The following is a 19,598-nucleotide window of genomic DNA, read 5'->3' as shown; positions in this document are numbered from 1 at the left end:
TGGTATTTCCAGATATCCAGATATAAGGAACGCTTCCATGTTCGATCTTTCTGGCCGCAAGGCTCTCGTCACCGGCGCATCGGGCGGTATCGGCGAGGAAATCGCCCGCCTTCTCCATAAGCAGGGCGCCATCGTCGGCCTGCATGGCACCCGCGTCGAGAAGCTGGAAGCCTTGGCGGCCGATCTTGGCGAGCGCGTCAAGATTTTCCCGGCAAACCTCTCGGATCGCGATGAGGTTAAGGCGCTCGGGCAGAAGGCCGAAGCCGAACTCGAAGGCGTCGATATTCTGGTCAACAATGCCGGCATCACCAGGGACGGCCTGTTCGTGCGCATGAGCGACGGGGATTGGGACGCGGTTCTCGAAGTGAACCTGACGTCGACCTTCCGCCTGACGCGCGAATTGACGCATCCGATGATGCGCCGCCGCTATGGCCGCATCATCAACATCACCTCTGTCGTCGGCGTCACCGGCAATCCCGGCCAGGCCAATTACTGCGCCTCCAAGGCCGGCATGATCGGCTTCACCAAGTCGCTCGCCCAGGAAATCGCCACCCGCAACGTGACGGTCAACTGCGTGGCGCCCGGCTTCATCGAGAGCGCCATGACCGGCAAGCTGAACGACAAGCAGAAGGAAGCGATCATGGGAGCGATCCCGATGAAGCGCATGGGCACGGGCGGTGAAGTTGCTTCGGCTGTCGCTTATCTTGCCTCCTCCGAGGCTGCCTATATGACGGGCCAGACGCTGCACGTAAACGGCGGCATGGCGATGATCTGAAACGACAAACCGCTGCCATGGGAGTATTTCCGCCAATAGCATGTTGAGCAATCACGAACCGTTGATTTTCTCGCTTTGCGGCGGACCTAAAGCATGTTAAGCGGGCCATGACTGTCAACAGTCGTCCCGAGAAAGCAGACGGACCGGCGGGCTTTTCGCAAGCCTGGGACATCTCTGAAGCCGGGTAAACGAGTTTGCCGAGGATGTCTGAAAACATCGCAGGCTGAAACAGGGTAGGGGTGCCGCAACGGCATTCCGATCAGGACATAAGGTCGAGGAAACCGACATGAGCGATATCGCAGAACGCGTAAAGAAAATTGTTATTGATCATCTTGGCGTCGATGCCGACAAGGTCGTCGAGAGCGCCAGCTTTATCGACGATCTAGGCGCTGACTCGCTCGACACGGTCGAACTGGTCATGGCTTTCGAAGAAGAATTCGGCGTTGAAATTCCCGACGACGCTGCTGACTCGATCCTGACGGTCGGCGATGCCGTTAAGTTTATCGAGAAGGCCCAGGCCTGATTCTGTAATTTTGAGAAAGGGCGGGCCTGGAGTCCGCCCTTTTCTTTTCGGCATATTTCTCCATAGAACATAAGAGACGGGGGAAAGCACGCGATGAGACGTGTCGTCATAACAGGTACCGGTATGGTATCACCCTTGGGATGCGGAACCGAGGTGACGTGGTCCCGGCTGCTTGCCGGTCAGAACGGCGCCCGCCTCGTCACCGAATTCGAGGTCGACGACCTTCCCGCCAAGATCGCCTGCCGTATTCCCATCGGCGACGGCACCGACGGCACCTTCAATGTCGATCAGTGGATGGAGCCGAAAGAGCAGCGCAAGGTCGACCCCTTCATCATCTACGGCATGGCCGCCGCCGATATGGCGCTTGCCGATGCCGGCTGGCACCCCGAGACCGATGAGGACCAGATCGCCACCGGCGTGCTGATCGGCTCCGGCATCGGCGGCATCGAAGGCATCGTCGAGGCGGGCTACACCCTGCGCGACAAGGGCCCGCGCCGCATCTCCCCCTTCTTCATTCCCGGCCGCCTGATCAATCTCGTTTCCGGCCAGGTCTCGATCCGCCACAAGCTGCGCGGCCCCAACCATTCGGTCGTCACCGCCTGCTCGACGGGCGCGCATGCGATCGGCGATGCCGCGCGGCTGATCGCGCTGGGTGACGCCGACGTCATGGTCGCTGGCGGCACGGAATCTCCCGTCAGCCGCATTTCGCTGGCAGGCTTTGCCGCCTGCAAAGCGCTGTCGACCCAGCACAATGACGATCCGCAGAAGGCTTCGCGCCCCTATGACCGCGACCGCGACGGCTTCGTCATGGGCGAGGGTGCCGGCATCGTCGTGCTCGAGGAGCTGGAGCATGCCAAGGCGCGCGGCGCCAGGATCTACGCTGAAGTCGTCGGCTACGGTCTGTCCGGCGATGCCTATCACATCACCGCGCCGTCCGAAGACGGCGAGGGGGCCGGCCGCTGCATGGCGATGGCGCTGAAGCGCGCCGGGCTGACGCCGGCCGACATCGACTACATCAACGCCCACGGCACATCGACCATGGCCGACACGATCGAACTCGGCGCTGTCGAGCGGCTGGTCGGCAGTGCAGCGTCGAAAATCTCCATGTCCTCGACCAAGTCGGCGACGGGACACCTTCTCGGCGCGGCCGGCGCCATCGAGGCGATCTTCGCCACGCTTGCCATCCGTGACAATGTCGCGCCGCCGACGCTCAACCTCGACAATCCCGAACGCGAGACGGCGATCGATCTTGTTCCGCACAAGGCACGCGAGCGTGAAATCAACGTGGCGCTGTCCAACTCGTTCGGATTCGGCGGCACGAACGCGTCGCTGGTCCTGCGCCGTTACGCGCAATAAGGGTCTCGCGCGGTGTAATGGGTGTCCTTTACATCGCAAACCGGCCAGGTCCTCCGCGTTGCGTAGCAGGGCGTGCGGGAGCATAACAGCCGGCAGCGGCGCCGTTGAACGGCGGCAGAACCTGCTTTTGCCGCATTGCTTCGCGAAATAGCGAAGTGAGGGTCAAGTTTTAGAGGATTGCCGGTGAGCGATACGACGAACCAGAGCAACGATACCCAGGGGCAGAAGGGACCGATCATCCCGAAGTCGCCGAGCGAAGCCCTGCGTCCCGAGCGCGTTCCGGAGCCGCCGAAACGGTCCAAGAAAGCCCGCGGCCAGGTCGTTCTATTCCTGAACTTCATCATGACGATGGCGGTGCTGGTCTGCGTCGTCGCCGTCATCGGCTTCTATTACGCCACGTCGACCTACCGGAACCCCGGTCCGCTGCAGACCAACACCAATTTCATCATCCGCAACGGCGCCGGTCTCGCCGAAATTGCCTCCAATCTCGAGCGCAATGCGATCATCAGCGATGCCCGCATCTTCCGCTATATCACGGCAACGCATCTGTCAGCCGGTGAGAGCTTGAAGGCCGGCGAATATGAGATCAAGGCCAGAGCTTCGATGAGCGATATCATGGAGCTTCTGAAGTCCGGCAAATCCATTCTCTATTCCGTTTCCTTCCCCGAGGGTCTGACGGTCCGCCAGATGTTCAACCGCATGTTGGAGGATCAGGTACTGGAAGGCGACTTGCCGGCCGCGCTGCCGGCCGAGGGCAGCCTGCGCCCGGATACCTATAAGTTCTCGCGTGGCACCAAGCGCTCGGAAATCATCCAGCAGATGGCGGCGGCACAGCAGAAACTCGTCGATCAGATCTGGGACAAGCGCGACACCTCGCTGCCGCTGCGTTCCAAGGAAGAGTTCGTCACGCTCGCCTCGATCGTCGAAAAGGAAACCGGCGTTGCTGACGAACGCGCCCATGTCGCTTCCGTTTTCCTGAACCGACTGGGCAAAGGCATGCGCCTGCAGTCAGATCCGACGATCATCTACGGTCTTTTCGGCGGCGACGGCAAACCGGCCGACCGGCCGATCTACCAGTCGGACCTGAAGCGGGAGACGCCATACAACACCTATGTGATCAAGGGCCTGCCGCCGACGCCGATCGCCAATCCGGGTAAGGATGCGCTTGAGGCCGTCGCCAATCCCTGGAAGACGCAGGACCTCTATTTCGTCGCCGACGGCACCGGTGGCCATGTTTTCGCGGCGACGCTCGAGGAGCACAATGCCAACGTCAAGCGCTGGCGCAAGCTCGAAGCCGATAAGGGCTCGGACCCCAACATCGCCGTCGACGGCCAGCCGGAAGAGCAGCCGGCGGATGACGGCGCGGCCGTCGTGCCGCCGAAGAAAAAGAAGATCAACTGATAGCTTCTGGAGGCTCGTATGGCTTTGCAGTCCATGACCGGTTTTGCGCGGCGCGAGGGAACGAGCGGCCGCTGGCGCTGGGCATGGGAATTGCGCTCGGTCAACGGCAAGGGCCTCGACCTGCGGCTGCGCCTGCCACCCGGCCTCGAGCGCATGGAGGCGGATGTCCGCCGCCTTGCCGGCGAAAGCTTCAGTCGCGGCAATCTGCAGGCATCGCTCTCCGTCACGGCTGACGAGAACCGCTTTGAGGCCGTGCTGAACAGGGAAGCGCTTGCCGCCGTGCTGGCCATGCGCGAGCAATTGGACGGGATAATCGATCCGTCGCCGCTAAAGCTCGATACGCTGCTTCTGGTGCGTGGCATCGTCGAATTCCGCGAAAGCGAGGATGGTGAGGAGGCGCTTGCCGCCCGTGACGCCGATATCGCCGCCGGCCTAATGGCCGCCCTTGCCGATCTTAGAGCGATGCGGGAGCAGGAAGGGACGGCGCTGACCCGCATTCTTCTCGACCATGTCACGACGATCGAAGGCCTGACGCGGACGATCGAGGCCGATCCCACACGCTCTCCGCAGGAGATCGCCGCGCGGCTTGCCGGTCAGGTCGCCTTGCTGATGGACGGGATGGCCGCGCTCGACCGCGACAGGCTGCATGCCGAAGCGGCGTTGCTGGCGACCAAGGCGGATCTGCGCGAGGAAATCGATCGTCTGAAGGCGCACGTCGCCGCGGCGCGCGATCTCCTGGTGAAAGATGGCCCTGCCGGACGCCGGTTGGACTTCCTTGCACAGGAATTTAACCGCGAATCGAATACCATCTGCTCTAAGTCGAACGCCTCGGCGGTCACTGCCGCCGGCATCGAGCTGAAAGTTGTGATCGACCAGTTCCGCGAGCAGGTCCAGAATTTGGAGTAGGACATGAATCCGGCGAAATCCTCGCCCGTCCAGATCGCCCGCCGCGGTCTGATGCTTGTCATCTCGTCGCCGTCGGGCGCCGGCAAGTCCACCATCGCGCGTACGCTGCTGGAGAAGGACAGGCAAATCGGCCTCTCCGTCAGCGTCACCACGCGCCAGCGCCGCCCGAGCGAAATCGAGGATGTGCATTACCACTTCAAGAGTGTGCGCGAGTTCGAGCGGCTGCGCGATAGCGACGCGCTGCTCGAATGGGCCGAGGTGCATGGCAATTTCTACGGCACGCCGCGCGAGCCGGTCGAGCAGGCCATGGCCGAGGGCCGCGACATGCTCTTCGATATCGACTGGCAGGGCGCCCAGCAATTGCAGGAGAAGATGTCGGCCGACGTGGTTTCGATCTTCGTGCTGCCGCCGACCATGACCGAGCTGCAGTCCCGGCTGCATCGCCGCGCCGAGGATTCCGAGGATGTCATCCAGACGCGCCTCGCCAACAGCCGCGCCGAGATCGCCCACTGGCGCGAATATGACTATGTCATCGTCAACGACGACCTCAACGCCGCCTTCGACGCCGTCCAGTCGATCGTCAAGGCCGAGCGCCTGCGCCGCGACCGCCGCCATGGCATGTTCGATTTCGTCCGCGAGCTGCTGGAAGAGACGCCGTCGCTTTAAAGCATGTCGCGCAAAAGTGTGCAGCGGTTTTGCGGCAACGACATGCGTAAAAACAAAGAGCTAAAGCGCGTCGCAGGAATCAGGTTTGACGCGACCCGCTTTAGAGCATGTCGCGCAAAACTGTGCAGCGGTTTTCCCAGGCAAAGCGCGACGCGCTGCCATAACGACATGCGAGAAAATAAGGACCTAAAGCGCAAGCAGCGAGATCTGAAAGATCGCGACGCGCTTAGAGCGAATTGGCAAGCAGGCAGAATTCCTCCACCGACAAGGTTTCCGCCCGCCGCGCCGGATCGATCCCGGCCGTGACGAGCAGCCTCTCACCGCCGAGCGGTTTCAAGCTTTGGCGCAGCATCTTGCGGCGCTGGCCGAAGGCCGCCTGAGTTACCTTTTCCAGATTGCCGACAGCGCAGGGGATGGGGTTTTCACGCGGCGTCAGATGCACGACCGTCGACGTTACCTTTGGTGGCGGTGTGAAGGCTTGCGGCGGCACATCGAAGGCCATGCGCGCCTGCGTCCGCCAGCCGCAGAGCACACCGAGCCGGCCATAATGGTCGTCGTCTTCACAGGCGACGATACGCTCGCCGACTTCCTTCTGAAACATCAGCGTCAGCGACTGCCAGAATGGCGGCCAGGCCTTCGGCAGCAGCCAGTTGACCAAAAGCTGTGTGCCGACATTGTAGGGCAGGTTGGCGATGATCTTGATCGGGCCTCCCGGCGCCAAGGCCTCGAAATCGGTCTTCAGCGCATCGCCTTCGATCACCTCCAGCCGGCCGGGATAGTGATCCGCGATCTCGGCGAGTGCCGGAAGGCAGCGTGTATCCCGCTCGACGGCGATGACCTTCCGGGCGCCGAGCGCCAGGATCGCCCGTGTTAGCCCGCCGGGGCCGGGGCCGACCTCGAAGACGGTCGCCTCGTCGAGGGCACCCGCTGTGCGGGCAATCTTCTGCGTGAGGTTGAGATCGAGCAGGAAGTTCTGCCCGAGCGCCTTGCGCGCATCGAGGCCGTGACGCTGGATGACGTCGCGAAGCGGCGGCAGGCCATCGAGTGCTGCCATCAGCGGTGGCTTTCCGCGCTGCGGCCGAGCTGGGCGGCAAGCTTCAGTGCTGCAACGAGGCTCTGCTCGCGCGCCAGTCCCTTGCCGGCGATGCCAAAAGCAGTGCCATGATCCGGCGAGGTGCGCACGAAGGGAAGCCCAAGCGTGACGTTGACGCTGTCGTCGAAACCGAGGGCCTTGGCCGGGATCAGCGCCTGATCGTGATACATGCAGACGGCGACGTCGTATCGCGCCCGCGCCTCGTCATGGAACATCGTATCGGCGGGCAGGGGGCCGATCGCATCGATGCCCTCGTCGCGCAGGCGCTGGATCGCCGGGCGGATGACATCTTCGTCCTCCCTGCCGATCGCCCCGCCTTCACCCGCATGTGGGTTGAGGCCGGCAACCGCGAGCCGCGGCGCCGCGATGCCGAAGCGCTGCCGCAGGTCTTCATGGGCGATTCGGCAGGTTTCCTCGATCAGTTCACCACTCAGCGCCTGCGGCACGTCCCGCACCGGAATGTGGATGGTGACGGGAATGGCCCGAAGCTTCGGTCCCGACAGCATCATGACAGGCGTCACTGGCCTCCCGGTCGCCCTGGCGGCGAGATCTGCGAGAAATTCGGTATGGCCGGGAAACCGGAAACCGGCCTCGTAGAGCACTGATTTGGCGATCGGGTTGGTAACGACCGCAAGCGCCTCGCCGGTGATGACAAACGACACGGCTTTTTCGATCGCCGCGATCGTTCCCTTCGCCGTTGCCGCATGCGGCTCGCCGGCAACCACCTCGATACCGGCAGGCACCGTCATGATGGGCAGCGCGTCGGCAAACATGCCGGCAGCCTCGCTGGCGTTATCCGTCTCGCGGATCGAAACCGAAAGGTTAAGCTGGCGGGCTCGCAACGCCAACACATCGGGATCGCCGATCAGGAAGAAAGGCGGCAGCCCGAGTTCACGCCGCCGCAGCCAGGCCATCAGCGTAATATCCGGCCCGATGCCGGCGGGGTCGCCCTGGCTCAGCGCAAGCGGTCGCGAAAACGGTATCGTCATCGCAGGTCAGCGATAGGCGATCTGCGCCTTTTTGCGCAGTTCATCCAGGTACTTCTTGCTGTTCTCGTTTTCCGGGCTGGCGTCCTTACCGCCCTTGGCCTTGCCAAGATCTTCCTGGCGGAAGACCATTTCGGCCGCCTGGTCGTCGGAAACCTGGCGCTGGCTGCAGATCGCCAGATATTCGACGCCCTTGTCGGTGACGCGGGTCCCTGTCGTATTGCCCTTGGCCTGTTCAACCAGCGGCTTCCAATCCGGCGGGATCTCTGGAGCGAGCATACGGCCGAGATCGCGCACTGAAACGTCGCGCATCGTTGCGGCAAAGACCTTTGCCTGGTCGCAGCCCGGAAATTTCGAGCGCGATGCTTCGGCCTCGCCCTTGCGCTTGCCGGTGATGGCGTTGCGCTTGGCCTGCGGAATGACGAAGATGATCTGCTGCAGCATATATTCGGTCGTCACCGGCTTCTGCTTGTTGTTCTGCATCATGCGCGAAACGAGATCATAGTTCGACAGCCGTGAAGTCGAACCGTAGCGCGCGTTGACGACCCGCGGCCAGCTCATCTGCACGGCAATGAAACCCTTGAAATGGTCGACGCCGACGCCAGCGCGATCGAGGATCTGCGACATCTGCTCGACGGAAAGTTTGTTGCCGGCCGAAAAGCGCGCGAAAGACGCATCGACGTCCTGCTGCGAGACCGACATGTGGACGCGAGAGACCTCCTGCCGCTTGAGCGTCTCGTCGATCAATTGCTCCTCGGCAGCCTTGGCGTCGGCCTTGGTGTGCTGAAGGCGCAGGAAGGCCTGGCGCTTGGCGACGTCGCCGCTGGTGATGGCGGTGCCGTTCACGACGGCTTTGACCTCGCTTGCGGCAAATGCCGGCGCGGCAAACCCCGTCAGCAAGGTAAGCGCTGCCCCGGCGAGGAACTTGGTTATGGCTCTTTTCGCGTCAATCATCTGTTGACCTCCCGATAGCGCCGCGAGACGTTGTTCGCGGCGTTTTTTACCACAGTGCGAGGCACGCGGCGAAACCCCTATGCCTCAGATAACGACTGGCGGCAATGTCCTGCACAGGCATACGGCGAAAGAATGGCTTCAGGCCATGTTTGCGCCGGCCGCCCGTCACTCAAGGGTGTTTGTGCCAATCTTGATGTCGCCGAGCGTCCGGAAGGTCAGCCTTGCGCCGATCGTCCAGTCGCTGGCCGACTCGTCGTCGGAGTCCCGGGTATCCGTATAGGCGATCGTGAAGATCGTGCATTCGTCCTCATAGGAGAGACCGAGCGTCCGGCGGCTAAGCACATCATTGTTCAGATCCCAGGCGATGCCGCCGAAGATCGCCCAGTAATCCTTGAATTTGACTTTGCTGCTGGTCTGGATTTCGTCGTTGTCCTCTGCAAAGCCATAGGCCGGCTGGGCGCTGAGATGGGTGTAGGTCACCTGCGTCTGGAAGGTGTCGTTCTGGTAGGCCGTCGTCAGGTCGCCGCGGCGGAACTCGAAATCCTTCTCGTCGAGGCGGTAGGAGGCCGCGACGGAAACGCCATACGGTGTTTCGACGCCGCCAAGGCCGACATAATCGGAACGGTCGGTCTCCAGGCCCGAGTCCGCACCGACATTGACGAGGTCATCGGTGGCAAAGGAGTTCTGGCCGGCAATCTGGTAGGATTGGCCGAAGATGCCGTGCAGTTTGTAGCCGCTGTCGAACGTCCCGGTATACTGGATGCCGACATTGGCGCGGGTGCCGCCTTCGACGCGGTCGTAGCCGGAGAATTTATCGCGATCGAACAGCGAGGTGGCGTCGAAGACGAAGCTCTGCGCATCCTCGTTCGGCAGCCGGCCGGCTAGCTGCTCATCGGGGCGGGCATAGATCTGCGCGATCGGTTCGAGAATGTGGGTGCTGTTCTCGGTCGTCATCAGGATCGGATAACGTAGCTCCAGCCCGGCGGTGAACATCGAGCGGGTGGCGGAATTGTCGTCGAGATAATTGCCAGTGTAACCCGTGGGGTTGTCCATGTTGAGCGCGAAGGCGTCGCCGCGCGCGGCCAGAAGTGGCGTGATCACCAGGCCGGTCGGCGTGACATAGGTGCGCTTCCACTGCAGTTCGGCCGTCAGGCGCGAGGTCTGTCCCTTCAGGCCGCGGAAGCGGTCGAAGCCATCGACGGTATAGAAGTCGTCATGGGTGCGCGAAATATTCGTCAGGTTGACATCAGCCGACAGTTCGCCACCGGCTAGCGGCTGCGGCGCCACATAGTGGTAGTCGAGCGCCGGATAGACGATCGCCTGCTGCTTTTCGGCGGTGTTCTTCCGATCGGCATCCTGGACGTCGAAATAGAACGCCCGCATGTCGAAATAATTGCGTTTCCCAAGTCCCGTCAGATAGATCTGGTTGGTGCGATCCGTGCCGGTGAAATCCCGCAGCTTGTAGGTTTTCGAGAAATTGTTGTCGCTCTGCACCATGACGTCCCAGCCGAACGTCCAGCGCGGGTTGATGCGGAATTCGGCCTTCGAGGCCACCATGCCACGCCGACTGGCTTCGGCATCGCTGGTGCCGGAGCTGAAATTGTCCGGCTTTGCCTGGTCTATGCCGGCGACGCGCAGGATATGCGTGCCGTTTTCGAAGCGCTGGCGGAATTCGCCTTCGACGAGGAAACCCTGGGCGGTGTAGCCGGTAGTGGTGACCGTCGCGTCCATGCTCGGCGAGATCACGTAGTAATAAGGAATGGAAAGACCGAAGCCGAGATTCTGCGACAGGCTCATCGTCGGGAAGAGAAAGCCCGATTTGCGCTTCACCGTATTGTCGGGGACCTCGATGAAGGGCAGGAAGGCGATCGGATAGCCGAGTAGCTCGAAGCGCGCACTTTCCAGACGGATCGTGTGGGTCACGCCGTTCTGGATCACCCGCTTGGCCTTGACCTGCCAGAAAGGCGCGCGCTTCGGATCTTCGGCGCAGGGAAGGCAGGCGGTGTAGACGCCCTTGTTGAGAATCATCATCGTGCCGCCGACACGCTGGCCGCTTTCGGCGACGATACGCGTATTGTCGGCGGTTTCGATGCGCAGCGAGTTCAGGAACCCGTCGGCGAAATTGTCGGTCACGTCAAGGTTGTCGGCATAGATGCGGTTGCCGTCCGGGCTGACCAGCTCGACATTGCCGAGCGCCATCATCCTGCCGGTCTTCTGATTGTACTCGACCTTCTGCGCGACCATTTTATAGCCGGCATAGTTGATCTGCACGCCGCCGACCGCCGACACCAGATCGGCGTCACGGTTATAGACGAGTTCATTGGCCGAAAGCAGAAGCTTGGCCTCTGCCGGAATTTTCTTTCCAATCGTTTGGTCGGGCGCGCTGGCCTGGCCGTAGGAGACCGCAGCGCTGCCGAAATAGGAACTTAGAGTCGCGCCGACGAGCAGGGCAACCAATTGTTTACTAAAATACTTGCGGTCGCCTGCCGCCACTAGCCGTCCTCCTGATGAAGCAGAATAGTCGCACCCAAGGCCAGCGCGACGATCACCGGTATCCACGTCGCCACGAAGGGGGGCACAACTCCACTGCTTCCGAATGCCTTTACAAGCACGGTGATGACATAAAGCATGAAGCCCGAGAGGATGCCACCCAGAATCACGGAGCGGGATTGGTTGAACCGGCTAAATTTCAGGGACACTGTTGCAGCAATGAAAGTCATGGCCACCAGCAGCAGCGGCTGGGACAACAGGGAGTTGAATTGCGTTTCCAGCGCCTTGGTCGAGATACCGAAGGATTTGGCCGCGGCAATGCGGTTGGAAAGGTCAAAGAAACCAATTGTTTCCGGCGCTGTCAGCCGCTCCTGGACGAAGTCCTGTTTCAGATTGGTGCGAAGTTGAACCGAAGCTTTACGCACGGGGATTTCGCCAGGCTTGCGCTCGACAACGTTGTTAAGTTGCCAGTAACCATCTTCCAATTTTGCCGTCGCGGCGTCCTGTCTCAGAATGACCTGACCGCTTGAATCGAAATGGATCAACACGGCGTCGATCAGCTTGGTTCCGTTCTCCTGAACCGTGTGGGCGCCGATGATGACGTCGTCCCGGCCGCTGATCTGGCGCAGCCACGGAATCTGCGGCGCCTTGCGCAGAACCGCGTTCTCGCCGCGCCAGTCGGATTCAACGAGCAGGGCCTGGCGCTGCCCCCAGGCGGCCAGCGGGTTGAGCGCCGTCATCGTCAGAAGGCCCAGTATCAGCGAGCCGGCAATGAAGGGGAACATGAACTGCCAGACCGAAATGCCGGCTGCGCGCGTGACGACCAGCTCATATTTGCGGTTGAGCCCGATCAGCACCGTCATGCCGACGAACAGCGCGATGAAGGGCACCGTCTGCTGCAGGATGAGCGGCAGGCGCACGGCGGTCATCAGGATGCCGCCGCCGATCGTGTAGCCGGGCAGGCCGGACATGCGGCCCGCCGTTTCGCTGAAATCGAGCAGGAAGGAAATCGCCGAGACGCCGATCAGGAACCAGCCCATCGTCACCAGGTAGCGGCGAAAGAAATAGCGCGACAATGTCCCGAATATCATTGGGCGGCGTCTCCGCCGGCCCTGCCGGTCGCGGCCAGCAGCCGTTCCTGCGTCCGTCTCCAGAAAGACGACATCCGGTCGCGGACGAACGACGGTACGGCCAGTCGTTTGTGCAGGCCGAGGAAGACGATCGAGGTGATACCGCTCACGATCGGTATGGCATAGAGAACGGCGATATATTCAGGATCGGTGTCGATCTGATTGGCCGCGTAGAATGCCGCCCATCGCAGCGCGAAAGCATAGGCGAGCGCGCTCACCATCGGATGCAGCCGCGCTTCACGGTGCGAGCGCGCATCGCCGGCGATCGCCAGCGAAAACAGCGCAAAGACGACAGGCAGAATCCAGTCCGTCAGCCGGCGATGCAACTCGGCACGGTAGCTCTGCGGCCGGATCGTATAGTCCTTGTCGGCCGGATCCGGGTTGAGGAGGAACCACAGGTCACGGTCGCTGGCGCGCAGCGTCGCCTGGCCGCGATTCTCCGTCATATCCGAGAGGTCGAAGGAATAGGAATCGAAATTGATCACCGAGACATTGCCGTCGGGCGTTTTGCGGTGCACCTCGCCCTCATGCATGATCAGCGTCGTGCCCGTATCGTCGACGGCGCCTTCCTTCGCATAATAGATCAGCTCGTAGGCCGGGTCGCGCTCGTCGGCGACGAAGAGGCCCTTCAGCATGCGGCCGGCCATCCGCTTCGAAATCTGCACATACAGGCCATCGTCAAGCTTGCGGAAGGTCTTTTCTTCGATCACCGAAGACAGTAGGTCGGCATAGGTTTCGGCGATCATCTGGCGCACGACGGTTTTTGCGCGCGGCTCGACGACATTGTCGACGAAGAAGGAAAAGACGCTGACGACGGCGGCAAGCAGCAGGATCGGGCGGATCAGCACGCTGCGGCGCGCCCCGGCCGCGTCGATGACGGTAAGCTCCGAATCGTTGTTCATCGTCGTCAGCGTCTGGGTGATCGCGATAACGAGGGCGAAGGGCAGGACGACGGGAATGATCGACGGCAGAATCATCGTCGCGAGCTTGGCGAACGAGCCGATCGACTGGCCGCTGTCGGTAACCAGGTTGATGCGCTGCAAAACCTGAGTCGTCCAAATGATCGCCAGGACGGGCAGGAGCGCCACGAGAAACATCTGCCCGACGCGCCGCAATATGTATGTCTCGAGTAGTTTCATGCCTGCCCTTGAAAGCACCTGCACGCCCAAACGGCTTTGCAGGAGAAACCCTCTACGCTCTTTGTCGCTGTTTTGCGACAAGCGGGTGTCAAAAATTCATTCGATTTTCAGAATTTTTTTGATGCTGTTGCGACTCGGTTAACGCCAGCAACGCGGCGAAGACGACAAGCGACGAAAGCCATCCGAGAGCGACGTCGGAAAGGTAGTGCGCGCCGAAGGATAGCCGCATCGCAGGCGTCAGGATCGAGACCGCCGCCAGGGGTGCTGCCACGGCATAACGCAAGGATTTCGGAACGAAGAGCAGAAGGCAGAAAAGCCAGCCGGCGCTTGCTGCCTCGCCTGAGATGAAAGAGCAGTTCGAAACGCATTTTCCGGCAAGCGAACCCGCCTCGACGAAATGCAGCGCGCCGCCGAAAATGTCCGTCTGTATCGGCCGCGGCCGGCCCCAATGTTCTTTCAGGATGACATTGACCAGCAGCACCGGTCCGATCAGCAGCGTTCCGAGCGCGACTTTCAGCTTGCGCGCCCGTACGGCGTTGAAGGTTGCGCCATGCTGCTGGTGACATTCGATGAACTTCCATACCATCACGATCGCCACGACATAGGGCAGGCGGAAGAAGACGGTGCGTAAAAGGTCGAAATTCCCCGAGTCGCGATAGGGAAAGCCGCCGCAGATGCTCCCGGCCGCGGCCGCCGCGTCGCAATCTGCACGCACGAAAAAAAGCTGGGAAAAATAGATGTCTATCCCGGGGACGGCGCGGAAGACGATCAACAGCGCCCACCACGTCCAGAACAGCAGCATGAAGGCACCGAAGGTCGTTTTCGGCAGGCGGATTACCGGACCCCGCGGGCGATTTTTCGAAAAAACTGTCAACGCGAATAACTACGAAACTGACGATAACATGAGGGCCGTGATGACCGCGGACGACCATAACAATTGTCGCAAGCCATTGACAGACCCGCCAAACGCGAAATTATCCGCGGCGGACGGATTTCAAAGAATCCCAGCGGAGAAGACATGTCAGCAAAGTTCGAAATCTCATTTTCAAAGTCGGCGAAGCTCACTGGCGGCCTGGCGATCCTGTTGAAGACCACAGACACCGACAGCGCTGCGGGCGCCGAAACAGTCGATCCGGCAGGGGTGATCGCCAAGGCCGCCAGGATCGCCCGATTCTCCGCGAAATCCATGAGCGCGCTCGATATCGTCGCCCCGGAAGGCGCATCCGTCGAGCGCATCGTCGTCATCGGGCTTGGCAAGGGCGTCGATCTCACCGCCCATGATTGGCTCAAGGCCGGCGGTACCGCGGCAGCGAGAATTAAGAATACCGACAAGGCCGCCGTCTTCATCGACGTGCCTGGCCTTCAGACGAGCGCGCGCGCAGCTGCGGATTTCGCCCTCGGCATGCTGCTGCGCACCTATAGCTTCGATACCTACAAGACGAAGAAGAACGACGACGAGGAAAAGGCGGCGAAATCCGTCAAGGTGACGATCGTCACCGCCGATCCGGCCGGCGCCAAGAAGGCGTTTTCCGATTCCGAAGCGATCGCCGGCGGCGTCAATCTTGCCCGTGACCTCGTCAACGAGCCGCCGAACGTGCTCGGCCCGGTCGAGTTCGCCGCCAAGGCGAAGGAGCTGGAAAAGCTCGGCGTCGAAGTGGAGATCCTGACCGAGAAGGAAATGCGCCGTTTCGGCATGGGCGCCCTTCTCGGCGTCGCCCAGGGCTCGGTGCGTCCGCCGCGCCTGGCGGTGATGCAGTGGAAGGGCGGCAAAGCCAAGGATCGTCCCGTCGCCTTCATCGGCAAGGGCGTCGTTTTCGATACCGGCGGCATTTCGATCAAGCCGGCCGCAGGCATGGAGGACATGAAGGGCGATATGGGCGGTGCGGCAGCCGTCACCGGCCTCATGCACGTGCTCGCCTCCCGCAAGGCCGCCGTCAACGCCGTCGGCGTCATCGGTCTGGTCGAGAACATGCCTGACGGCAACGCCCAGCGTCCCGGTGATATCGTCACCTCGATGTCCGGCCAGACGATCGAGGTGATCAATACCGATGCCGAAGGCCGTCTCGTGCTCTGCGATGCGCTGTGGTATTGCAATGACCGCTTCAAGCCGCAATTCATGATCAATCTCGCCACGCTGACCGGCGCGATCGTCGTGGCGCTCGGCAGTGTGCATGCCGGCCTGTTTTCCAATGACGACCAGCTTTCCGCCCAACTGACGGAAGCCGGCCTTTCCACAAACGAGAAGCTCTGGCGCATGCCGCTCGGCAAGGACTACGACAAGCTGATCGACAGCAAGTTCGCCGACATGAAGAACACCGGCGGCCGGCAGGCCGGCTCGATTACCGCTGCGCATTTCATCAAGCGCTTCGTACAGGACACGCCCTGGGCGCATCTCGATATCGCCGGCACGGCGATGGGCTCGCCGCAGGACGAGATCAACCAGTCCTGGGGTTCCGGTTTTGGTGTGCGCCTGCTCGACCAGCTCGTTCGCGCCCATTATGAATCCTGATGACGGACGTTCTCTTTTATCATCTGACCGAAACCAGGCTGGAAGACGCGCTTCCGCCGCTGATCGACAAAAGCGTCGAGCGCGGCTGGCGCGTCGCCGTCCAGACGCGTGAGCCGGCGCGGCGCGATGCTCTCGACGCGTATCTCTGGACGTTTCGCGAGGAGAGTTTTCTGCCGCACGGCACCGACGAGGGCGATTTCGCCGAAAGCCAGCCGGTGCTTTTGACGGTGACATCAGGCAATGCCAATGCGGCGACCGTGCGTTTCATCATCGACGGCGCCGAGCCGCCGCCGGTCGACGCCTATGAGCGCGTTGTCTTCATGTTCGACGGCCACGACCAGGCACAACTGGAGGCCGCCCGGGCGCAATGGAAGAAGCTGAAAGGCGAGGGGCATAAGCTCACCTATTGGCAGCAGACGCCGGAAGGGCGGTGGGAGAAGAAGGCCTGAGCGTTTCACTGGAGATACCGACAATCGGCGCCGGTATGGCGGCGATTGTCGACCTCTGAAAGAACTGACCTTGCGGCAGGTCTTGTTGCTCAGCCTGCCAGTCTAAGAAGGCGTCGCATCGCCGCCGACGGCTCAGTCGTGGAACGCGTCCACGAATTTCCGCTTGCCGAGCATGAAGGCGTCGGCGACGTGGCGCAGCGGCGCCAGATCGACATCCGACGTGCCGGCTTTGATGATTTCGGCGAAGCGTCGGTAGAGCGAGGGATATTCCTGCTCCGGCTCGGCGAAGGTCAGCGTGCCGTTGATGGAAAGCTTGGCGCCGCCTTCGGCGAGAACCATCTGGCCGGCTGCCGTTTCAGCGACGATGTCCCAGCTCTGCATGCCGGTCTGGCGCCAGTCGAATTCGGCACGAACCGGCAGGCCGTCGGCATTGCGGAAGTGAATGTCGGCAGCGATCGGCGCATCGCGGTTTTCGGGAAACTCGAGCACGGCCTCGGTGATAAAGATCGGCCGCGGCAGGATATGGGTGACGATCGACAGCGCATTGATGCCAGGATCGAATACCCCGAGGCCGCCGGCCTGCCAGATCCAGTCCTGGTTCGGATGCCAGTGGCGGACATCCTCCTTCCAGATCACGTGCACGCTTTTGATCGTCGTCGAAGCTAGGAACGCCTTGGCGGCCTCGACGGCCGGCGCATAGCGCGAATGCCAGCTGGCAAACAGCGATGCGCCCTGTTTCGTGGCAAGCGCTTCGAGATCGGCCACTTCGCTGAGCGTTGCGCCGGGCGGCTTTTCCAGGAAGACGTGTTTACCGGCGACGAGCGCCTTATAGGCCGCCTCGTAGCGATATTGCGGTGGCATGCAGAGCGAGACGGCGTCGATCGACGGCTCGGCGTCGAGCATCGCCTCGATCGTCGTATAGCTGTGGATGCCTTCGACCGTGCCATGGCGGCTTGCCGTGGCGACGAGCTTGAAATCGGCGTTCTTGGCGATTGAAGGGAGGTGCTGGTCGCGGACGATCTTGCCGACGCCGACGATGGCGAGGTTGATAGGAGACATGGTTTCGCTCGAGCCTGTGAAAAGTATGATTTATTGCGCTTCTTTTAGCAGAAAGGAAAGCGCCGACAAGCTCTCCCCTTCATTCTCTTCCATCCTACCGCATGATGGCCCGTCTTACGTCATGATAGTTTGGCGAAGGAAGCTATAACCCATTGCCGCTCGGGCGGCGCGCTCTTCGGAATTGCCGTCGCCGCCATGCCCGCCCGAGCCGAACTCATGGAAGAACGGCCGATGTCCCGCTTCCTCCAGCCGCGCGGCGAAGCGGCGCGCATGCGAGGGATGCACCCGGTCGTCATTGGCGGAGCTTTCGATATAGATCGGCGGATAGGTGACCTCGATCGCCGGCCGGACATTATGGAGCGGCGAATAGCCGAGCATGAAATCCCGGTCCGCTGCTATCTCCGGATCGCCATATTCGTCCATCCAGGCCTGGCCTGCGCTGAACAGGTGGAAGCGTGTCATGTCGAGCACCGGCACCTGACACCAGACGGCGCCGAAATCGTGCGGATAGCGCGTCAGCATCACACCGGTCAGCAGGCCGCCATTGCTGCCGCCCTGGCAGGCGATGCGCGACGGCACGGTGTAGCCGCGGGTGACGAGGTCGCGGGCGATGGCGACGAAATCGGCAAACGCCCGGTCTCGCCCCTGCCGCTTGGCGCTGCGATACCAGTCGGGGCCGAATTCACCGCCGCCGCGGATATAGGCCTGCACATAGGCGCCGCCCTGTTCCAGCCAGTGTCCCGTCACGCCGGAATAGGTCGGCGACAGCGAAACATCGAAGCCGCCATAGCCATAAAGCAACACCGGCAGCGCTCCCTTGGTCCACTGCTTCGGCAGGACCAGCCGGTAGGCAACCCTGGTTCCATCCTCGGAAACCGCCTCCAGCAGTTCGGATGACATATCGGCCGCATCGAAATAGCTGGGCGCTGTGGCGATGAAAATCGGCTCGGCCTCCTTGCTGCGATCCGACAGCTCGAGCCGGTAACAGGCCGGCGGCTGCAGGAAGCCCTGGCCGATGATGCAGAGTGTATCGTCGCCAAGATGCAGATCCGCATAGAGCGGCCTGAAATGAGCCGTCTGCATCTCGGCAGGCAGCGCGATCTCGCGCTGTTCGGCATCGGGCTTTGTCAGATCCAGCACCATGAGACGCGGACGCAGCCGGTCGGAAATGATGAAGACACACCACTCGCGCATCAGCATCATCTGCGAGATCGACTGGCCCTCGCCAGGCTGAAACAGGATCCGCTCCGGCCCGAGCGGAACTGTCTCCGAGCCGGGATCGAAGCGCTGCAGCACGAGGCTGCCGGTGGCAACGCGCTCATCGGTCTTTGCCCGCCAGAGGCAGTGATCGTGATTGAACTGGAAGTCCGCTTCCTTGGGCAGATCGATGCGCCGCCGCGTGCCGTCGGCGGCGGTCAGGAAAGCGCTGGCGACGCCGATCTCATGGGCAGCGACGAAAATGTCGATCAATCCGGCATCCGGCGAACCGCCTGACAGGGCCGGGTCGATGATGAGATTGAAGCCATAGACGTCTTCATTCGCGGCTTCGAACATGACGGCGGCATCTTCCGGCCGCTGTCCGCGGTTCAATCGCCGCCCGACCCGTGGCCATCCGGAGCGCGTCGCCGAATACCGGTCGATCGAGCCGAAATAGCAGATCTCGTCGCGGCTCAGCCAATTGGCATGCGATCGTGCGGCCGGCGTGTCGAAACCGCCCCCCACGATCTGTTTGCTCTCGGCGTCGAATTCGAGCAGCCGGAGAAGATCCGAGCCGCCGTCCGAAAGCGTCAGAAGAACCCGCGTCGGCTCCCACGGGCAGGTGACGACGCCGCGCCAGTTCCAGCGCTTGCCTTCACGGATGCAGAAGGCATCGAGATCGAAGACGGGCTCCCAATCGGCATCCGGCAGCGGCTCCTGGTCGGCAGGCAGACGGAGCCAGACGCCGAGAGGATTGTCCTTGCTCTGCCGGAAATCGAACAGCCACGCACCGCGGCGCATCGGCACGATCAGCCTGTCCTGCCGCTCGATCAGCGCCTTGATCGCGTCGCGATCCCTGGCAAATTCAGCTGTTCTGAACGCCGCGTCCGAAATCCGGTTATGCCCGTCGACGAACTGGCGGGTGCGCGGATCGTCGTCCGTTTCGAGATGAAGGTTCATGTTCG

Annotated in this window: 17 protein-coding genes; 8 read left to right on the top strand and 9 right to left on the bottom strand. The window is 61.9% G+C overall.

Translation table 11 applies throughout. From position 1 onward, the window contains the following. Positions 1 to 37: 37 nt before the first annotated feature. The 6 genes from fabG (at position 38) to gmk (ending at position 5,627) form a co-directional block, all read left to right on the top strand. Positions 38 to 775 carry a 3-oxoacyl-[acyl-carrier-protein] reductase gene (gene fabG, locus ACS4RS_RS00470; protein ID WP_439009178.1) on the top strand — a complete coding sequence of 246 codons (738 nt, stop codon included), beginning with the start codon at positions 38 to 40 and terminating at the stop codon, positions 773 to 775. A gap of 286 nt (positions 776 to 1,061) precedes the next feature. Beyond that, on the top strand, positions 1,062 to 1,298 hold the full coding sequence (locus ACS4RS_RS00465; protein ID WP_003547058.1) for an acyl carrier protein: 237 nt from the start codon (positions 1,062 to 1,064) through the stop codon (positions 1,296 to 1,298). Between the two features lie 93 nt (positions 1,299 to 1,391). Then, positions 1,392 to 2,654, top strand: a complete 1,263-nt coding sequence (gene fabF / locus ACS4RS_RS00460) for a beta-ketoacyl-ACP synthase II (protein WP_449313829.1) — start codon at positions 1,392 to 1,394, stop codon at positions 2,652 to 2,654. Positions 2,655 to 2,837: 183 nt separating this feature from the next. Then, positions 2,838 to 4,055 (top strand): endolytic transglycosylase MltG, encoded by a 1,218-nt coding sequence (mltG, locus tag ACS4RS_RS00455; RefSeq protein WP_439009179.1) that lies wholly within the window; start codon positions 2,838 to 2,840, stop codon positions 4,053 to 4,055. 18 nt (positions 4,056 to 4,073) lie between these two features. Continuing rightward, on the top strand, positions 4,074 to 4,961 hold the full coding sequence (locus tag ACS4RS_RS00450; RefSeq protein ID WP_439009180.1) for a YicC/YloC family endoribonuclease: 888 nt from the start codon (positions 4,074 to 4,076) through the stop codon (positions 4,959 to 4,961). Between the two features lie 3 nt (positions 4,962 to 4,964). After that, a complete protein-coding gene (gmk, locus tag ACS4RS_RS00445) occupies positions 4,965 to 5,627 on the top strand; it encodes a guanylate kinase (RefSeq protein WP_184377832.1) in 663 nt (220 codons plus the stop codon). A gap of 226 nt (positions 5,628 to 5,853) precedes the next feature. On the opposite strand, the gene rsmA is transcribed toward gmk, so the two are convergent. From rsmA to ACS4RS_RS00410, 7 genes are all read right to left on the bottom strand, one after another. Beyond that, positions 5,854 to 6,681, bottom strand: a complete 828-nt coding sequence (rsmA, locus tag ACS4RS_RS00440; RefSeq protein ID WP_439009181.1) for a 16S rRNA (adenine(1518)-N(6)/adenine(1519)-N(6))-dimethyltransferase RsmA — start codon at positions 6,679 to 6,681, stop codon at positions 5,854 to 5,856. Continuing rightward, positions 6,681 to 7,709 carry a 4-hydroxythreonine-4-phosphate dehydrogenase PdxA gene (gene pdxA / locus ACS4RS_RS00435; protein WP_439009182.1) on the bottom strand — a complete coding sequence of 343 codons (1,029 nt, stop codon included), beginning with the start codon at positions 7,707 to 7,709 and terminating at the stop codon, positions 6,681 to 6,683. Before pdxA ends, rsmA begins: the two co-directional genes overlap by 1 nt. A 6-nt stretch (positions 7,710 to 7,715) precedes the next feature. Continuing rightward, positions 7,716 to 8,660 carry a peptidylprolyl isomerase gene (locus tag ACS4RS_RS00430; protein WP_439009183.1) on the bottom strand — a complete coding sequence of 315 codons (945 nt, stop codon included), beginning with the start codon at positions 8,658 to 8,660 and terminating at the stop codon, positions 7,716 to 7,718. A 165-nt stretch (positions 8,661 to 8,825) separates the two neighbouring features. Next, positions 8,826 to 11,153 carry an LPS assembly protein LptD gene (locus ACS4RS_RS00425; RefSeq protein ID WP_439009184.1) on the bottom strand — a complete coding sequence of 776 codons (2,328 nt, stop codon included), beginning with the start codon at positions 11,151 to 11,153 and terminating at the stop codon, positions 8,826 to 8,828. Continuing rightward, positions 11,153 to 12,241, bottom strand: a complete 1,089-nt coding sequence (gene lptG, locus ACS4RS_RS00420) for an LPS export ABC transporter permease LptG (RefSeq protein ID WP_097626997.1) — start codon at positions 12,239 to 12,241, stop codon at positions 11,153 to 11,155. Before lptG ends, ACS4RS_RS00425 begins: the two co-directional genes overlap by 1 nt. Then, positions 12,238 to 13,419 (bottom strand): LPS export ABC transporter permease LptF, encoded by a 1,182-nt coding sequence (gene lptF / locus ACS4RS_RS00415; RefSeq protein WP_439009185.1) that lies wholly within the window; start codon positions 13,417 to 13,419, stop codon positions 12,238 to 12,240. The genes lptG and lptF overlap by 4 nt, the downstream gene beginning before the upstream one ends. An 88-nt stretch (positions 13,420 to 13,507) precedes the next feature. Continuing rightward, positions 13,508 to 14,293, bottom strand: coding sequence for a phosphatase PAP2 family protein (locus ACS4RS_RS00410; RefSeq protein ID WP_449313828.1), 786 nt, complete (start codon positions 14,291 to 14,293; stop codon positions 13,508 to 13,510). Positions 14,294 to 14,437: 144 nt separating this feature from the next. Here ACS4RS_RS00410 and ACS4RS_RS00405 point away from each other — a divergent pair, with 144 nt between their 5' ends. Together ACS4RS_RS00405 and ACS4RS_RS00400 are read left to right on the top strand one after the other, a co-directional pair. After that, the gene (locus ACS4RS_RS00405) at positions 14,438 to 15,928 is read left to right on the top strand and encodes a leucyl aminopeptidase (protein ID WP_439009186.1); all 1,491 of its coding nucleotides are present in this window, start codon (positions 14,438 to 14,440) and stop codon (positions 15,926 to 15,928) included. Continuing rightward, positions 15,928 to 16,377, top strand: coding sequence for a DNA polymerase III subunit chi (locus ACS4RS_RS00400; protein ID WP_439009187.1), 450 nt, complete (start codon positions 15,928 to 15,930; stop codon positions 16,375 to 16,377). Before ACS4RS_RS00405 ends, ACS4RS_RS00400 begins: the two co-directional genes overlap by 1 nt. A 132-nt stretch (positions 16,378 to 16,509) precedes the next feature. Here the strand turns inward: ACS4RS_RS00400 and ACS4RS_RS00395 are convergent, their stop codons facing one another. Together ACS4RS_RS00395 and ACS4RS_RS00390 are read right to left on the bottom strand one after the other, a co-directional pair. Then, entirely contained in the window at positions 16,510 to 17,436 is a 927-nt protein-coding gene (locus ACS4RS_RS00395; RefSeq protein WP_439009188.1) for a Gfo/Idh/MocA family oxidoreductase, read from the bottom strand. A gap of 114 nt (positions 17,437 to 17,550) precedes the next feature. Then, entirely contained in the window at positions 17,551 to 19,593 is a 2,043-nt protein-coding gene (locus tag ACS4RS_RS00390) for a prolyl oligopeptidase family serine peptidase (RefSeq protein WP_439009189.1), read from the bottom strand. Positions 19,594 to 19,598: the final 5 nt, after the last annotated feature.

Source organism: Rhizobium sp. F40D2 (genome assembly GCF_051810745.2).
In the GTDB taxonomy this organism is placed as follows: Bacteria; Pseudomonadota; Alphaproteobacteria; order Rhizobiales; family Rhizobiaceae; genus Rhizobium.
The sequence above is the reverse complement of the archived record's forward strand: the minus strand, read 5'-3'. Positions and strand labels throughout refer to the sequence as shown.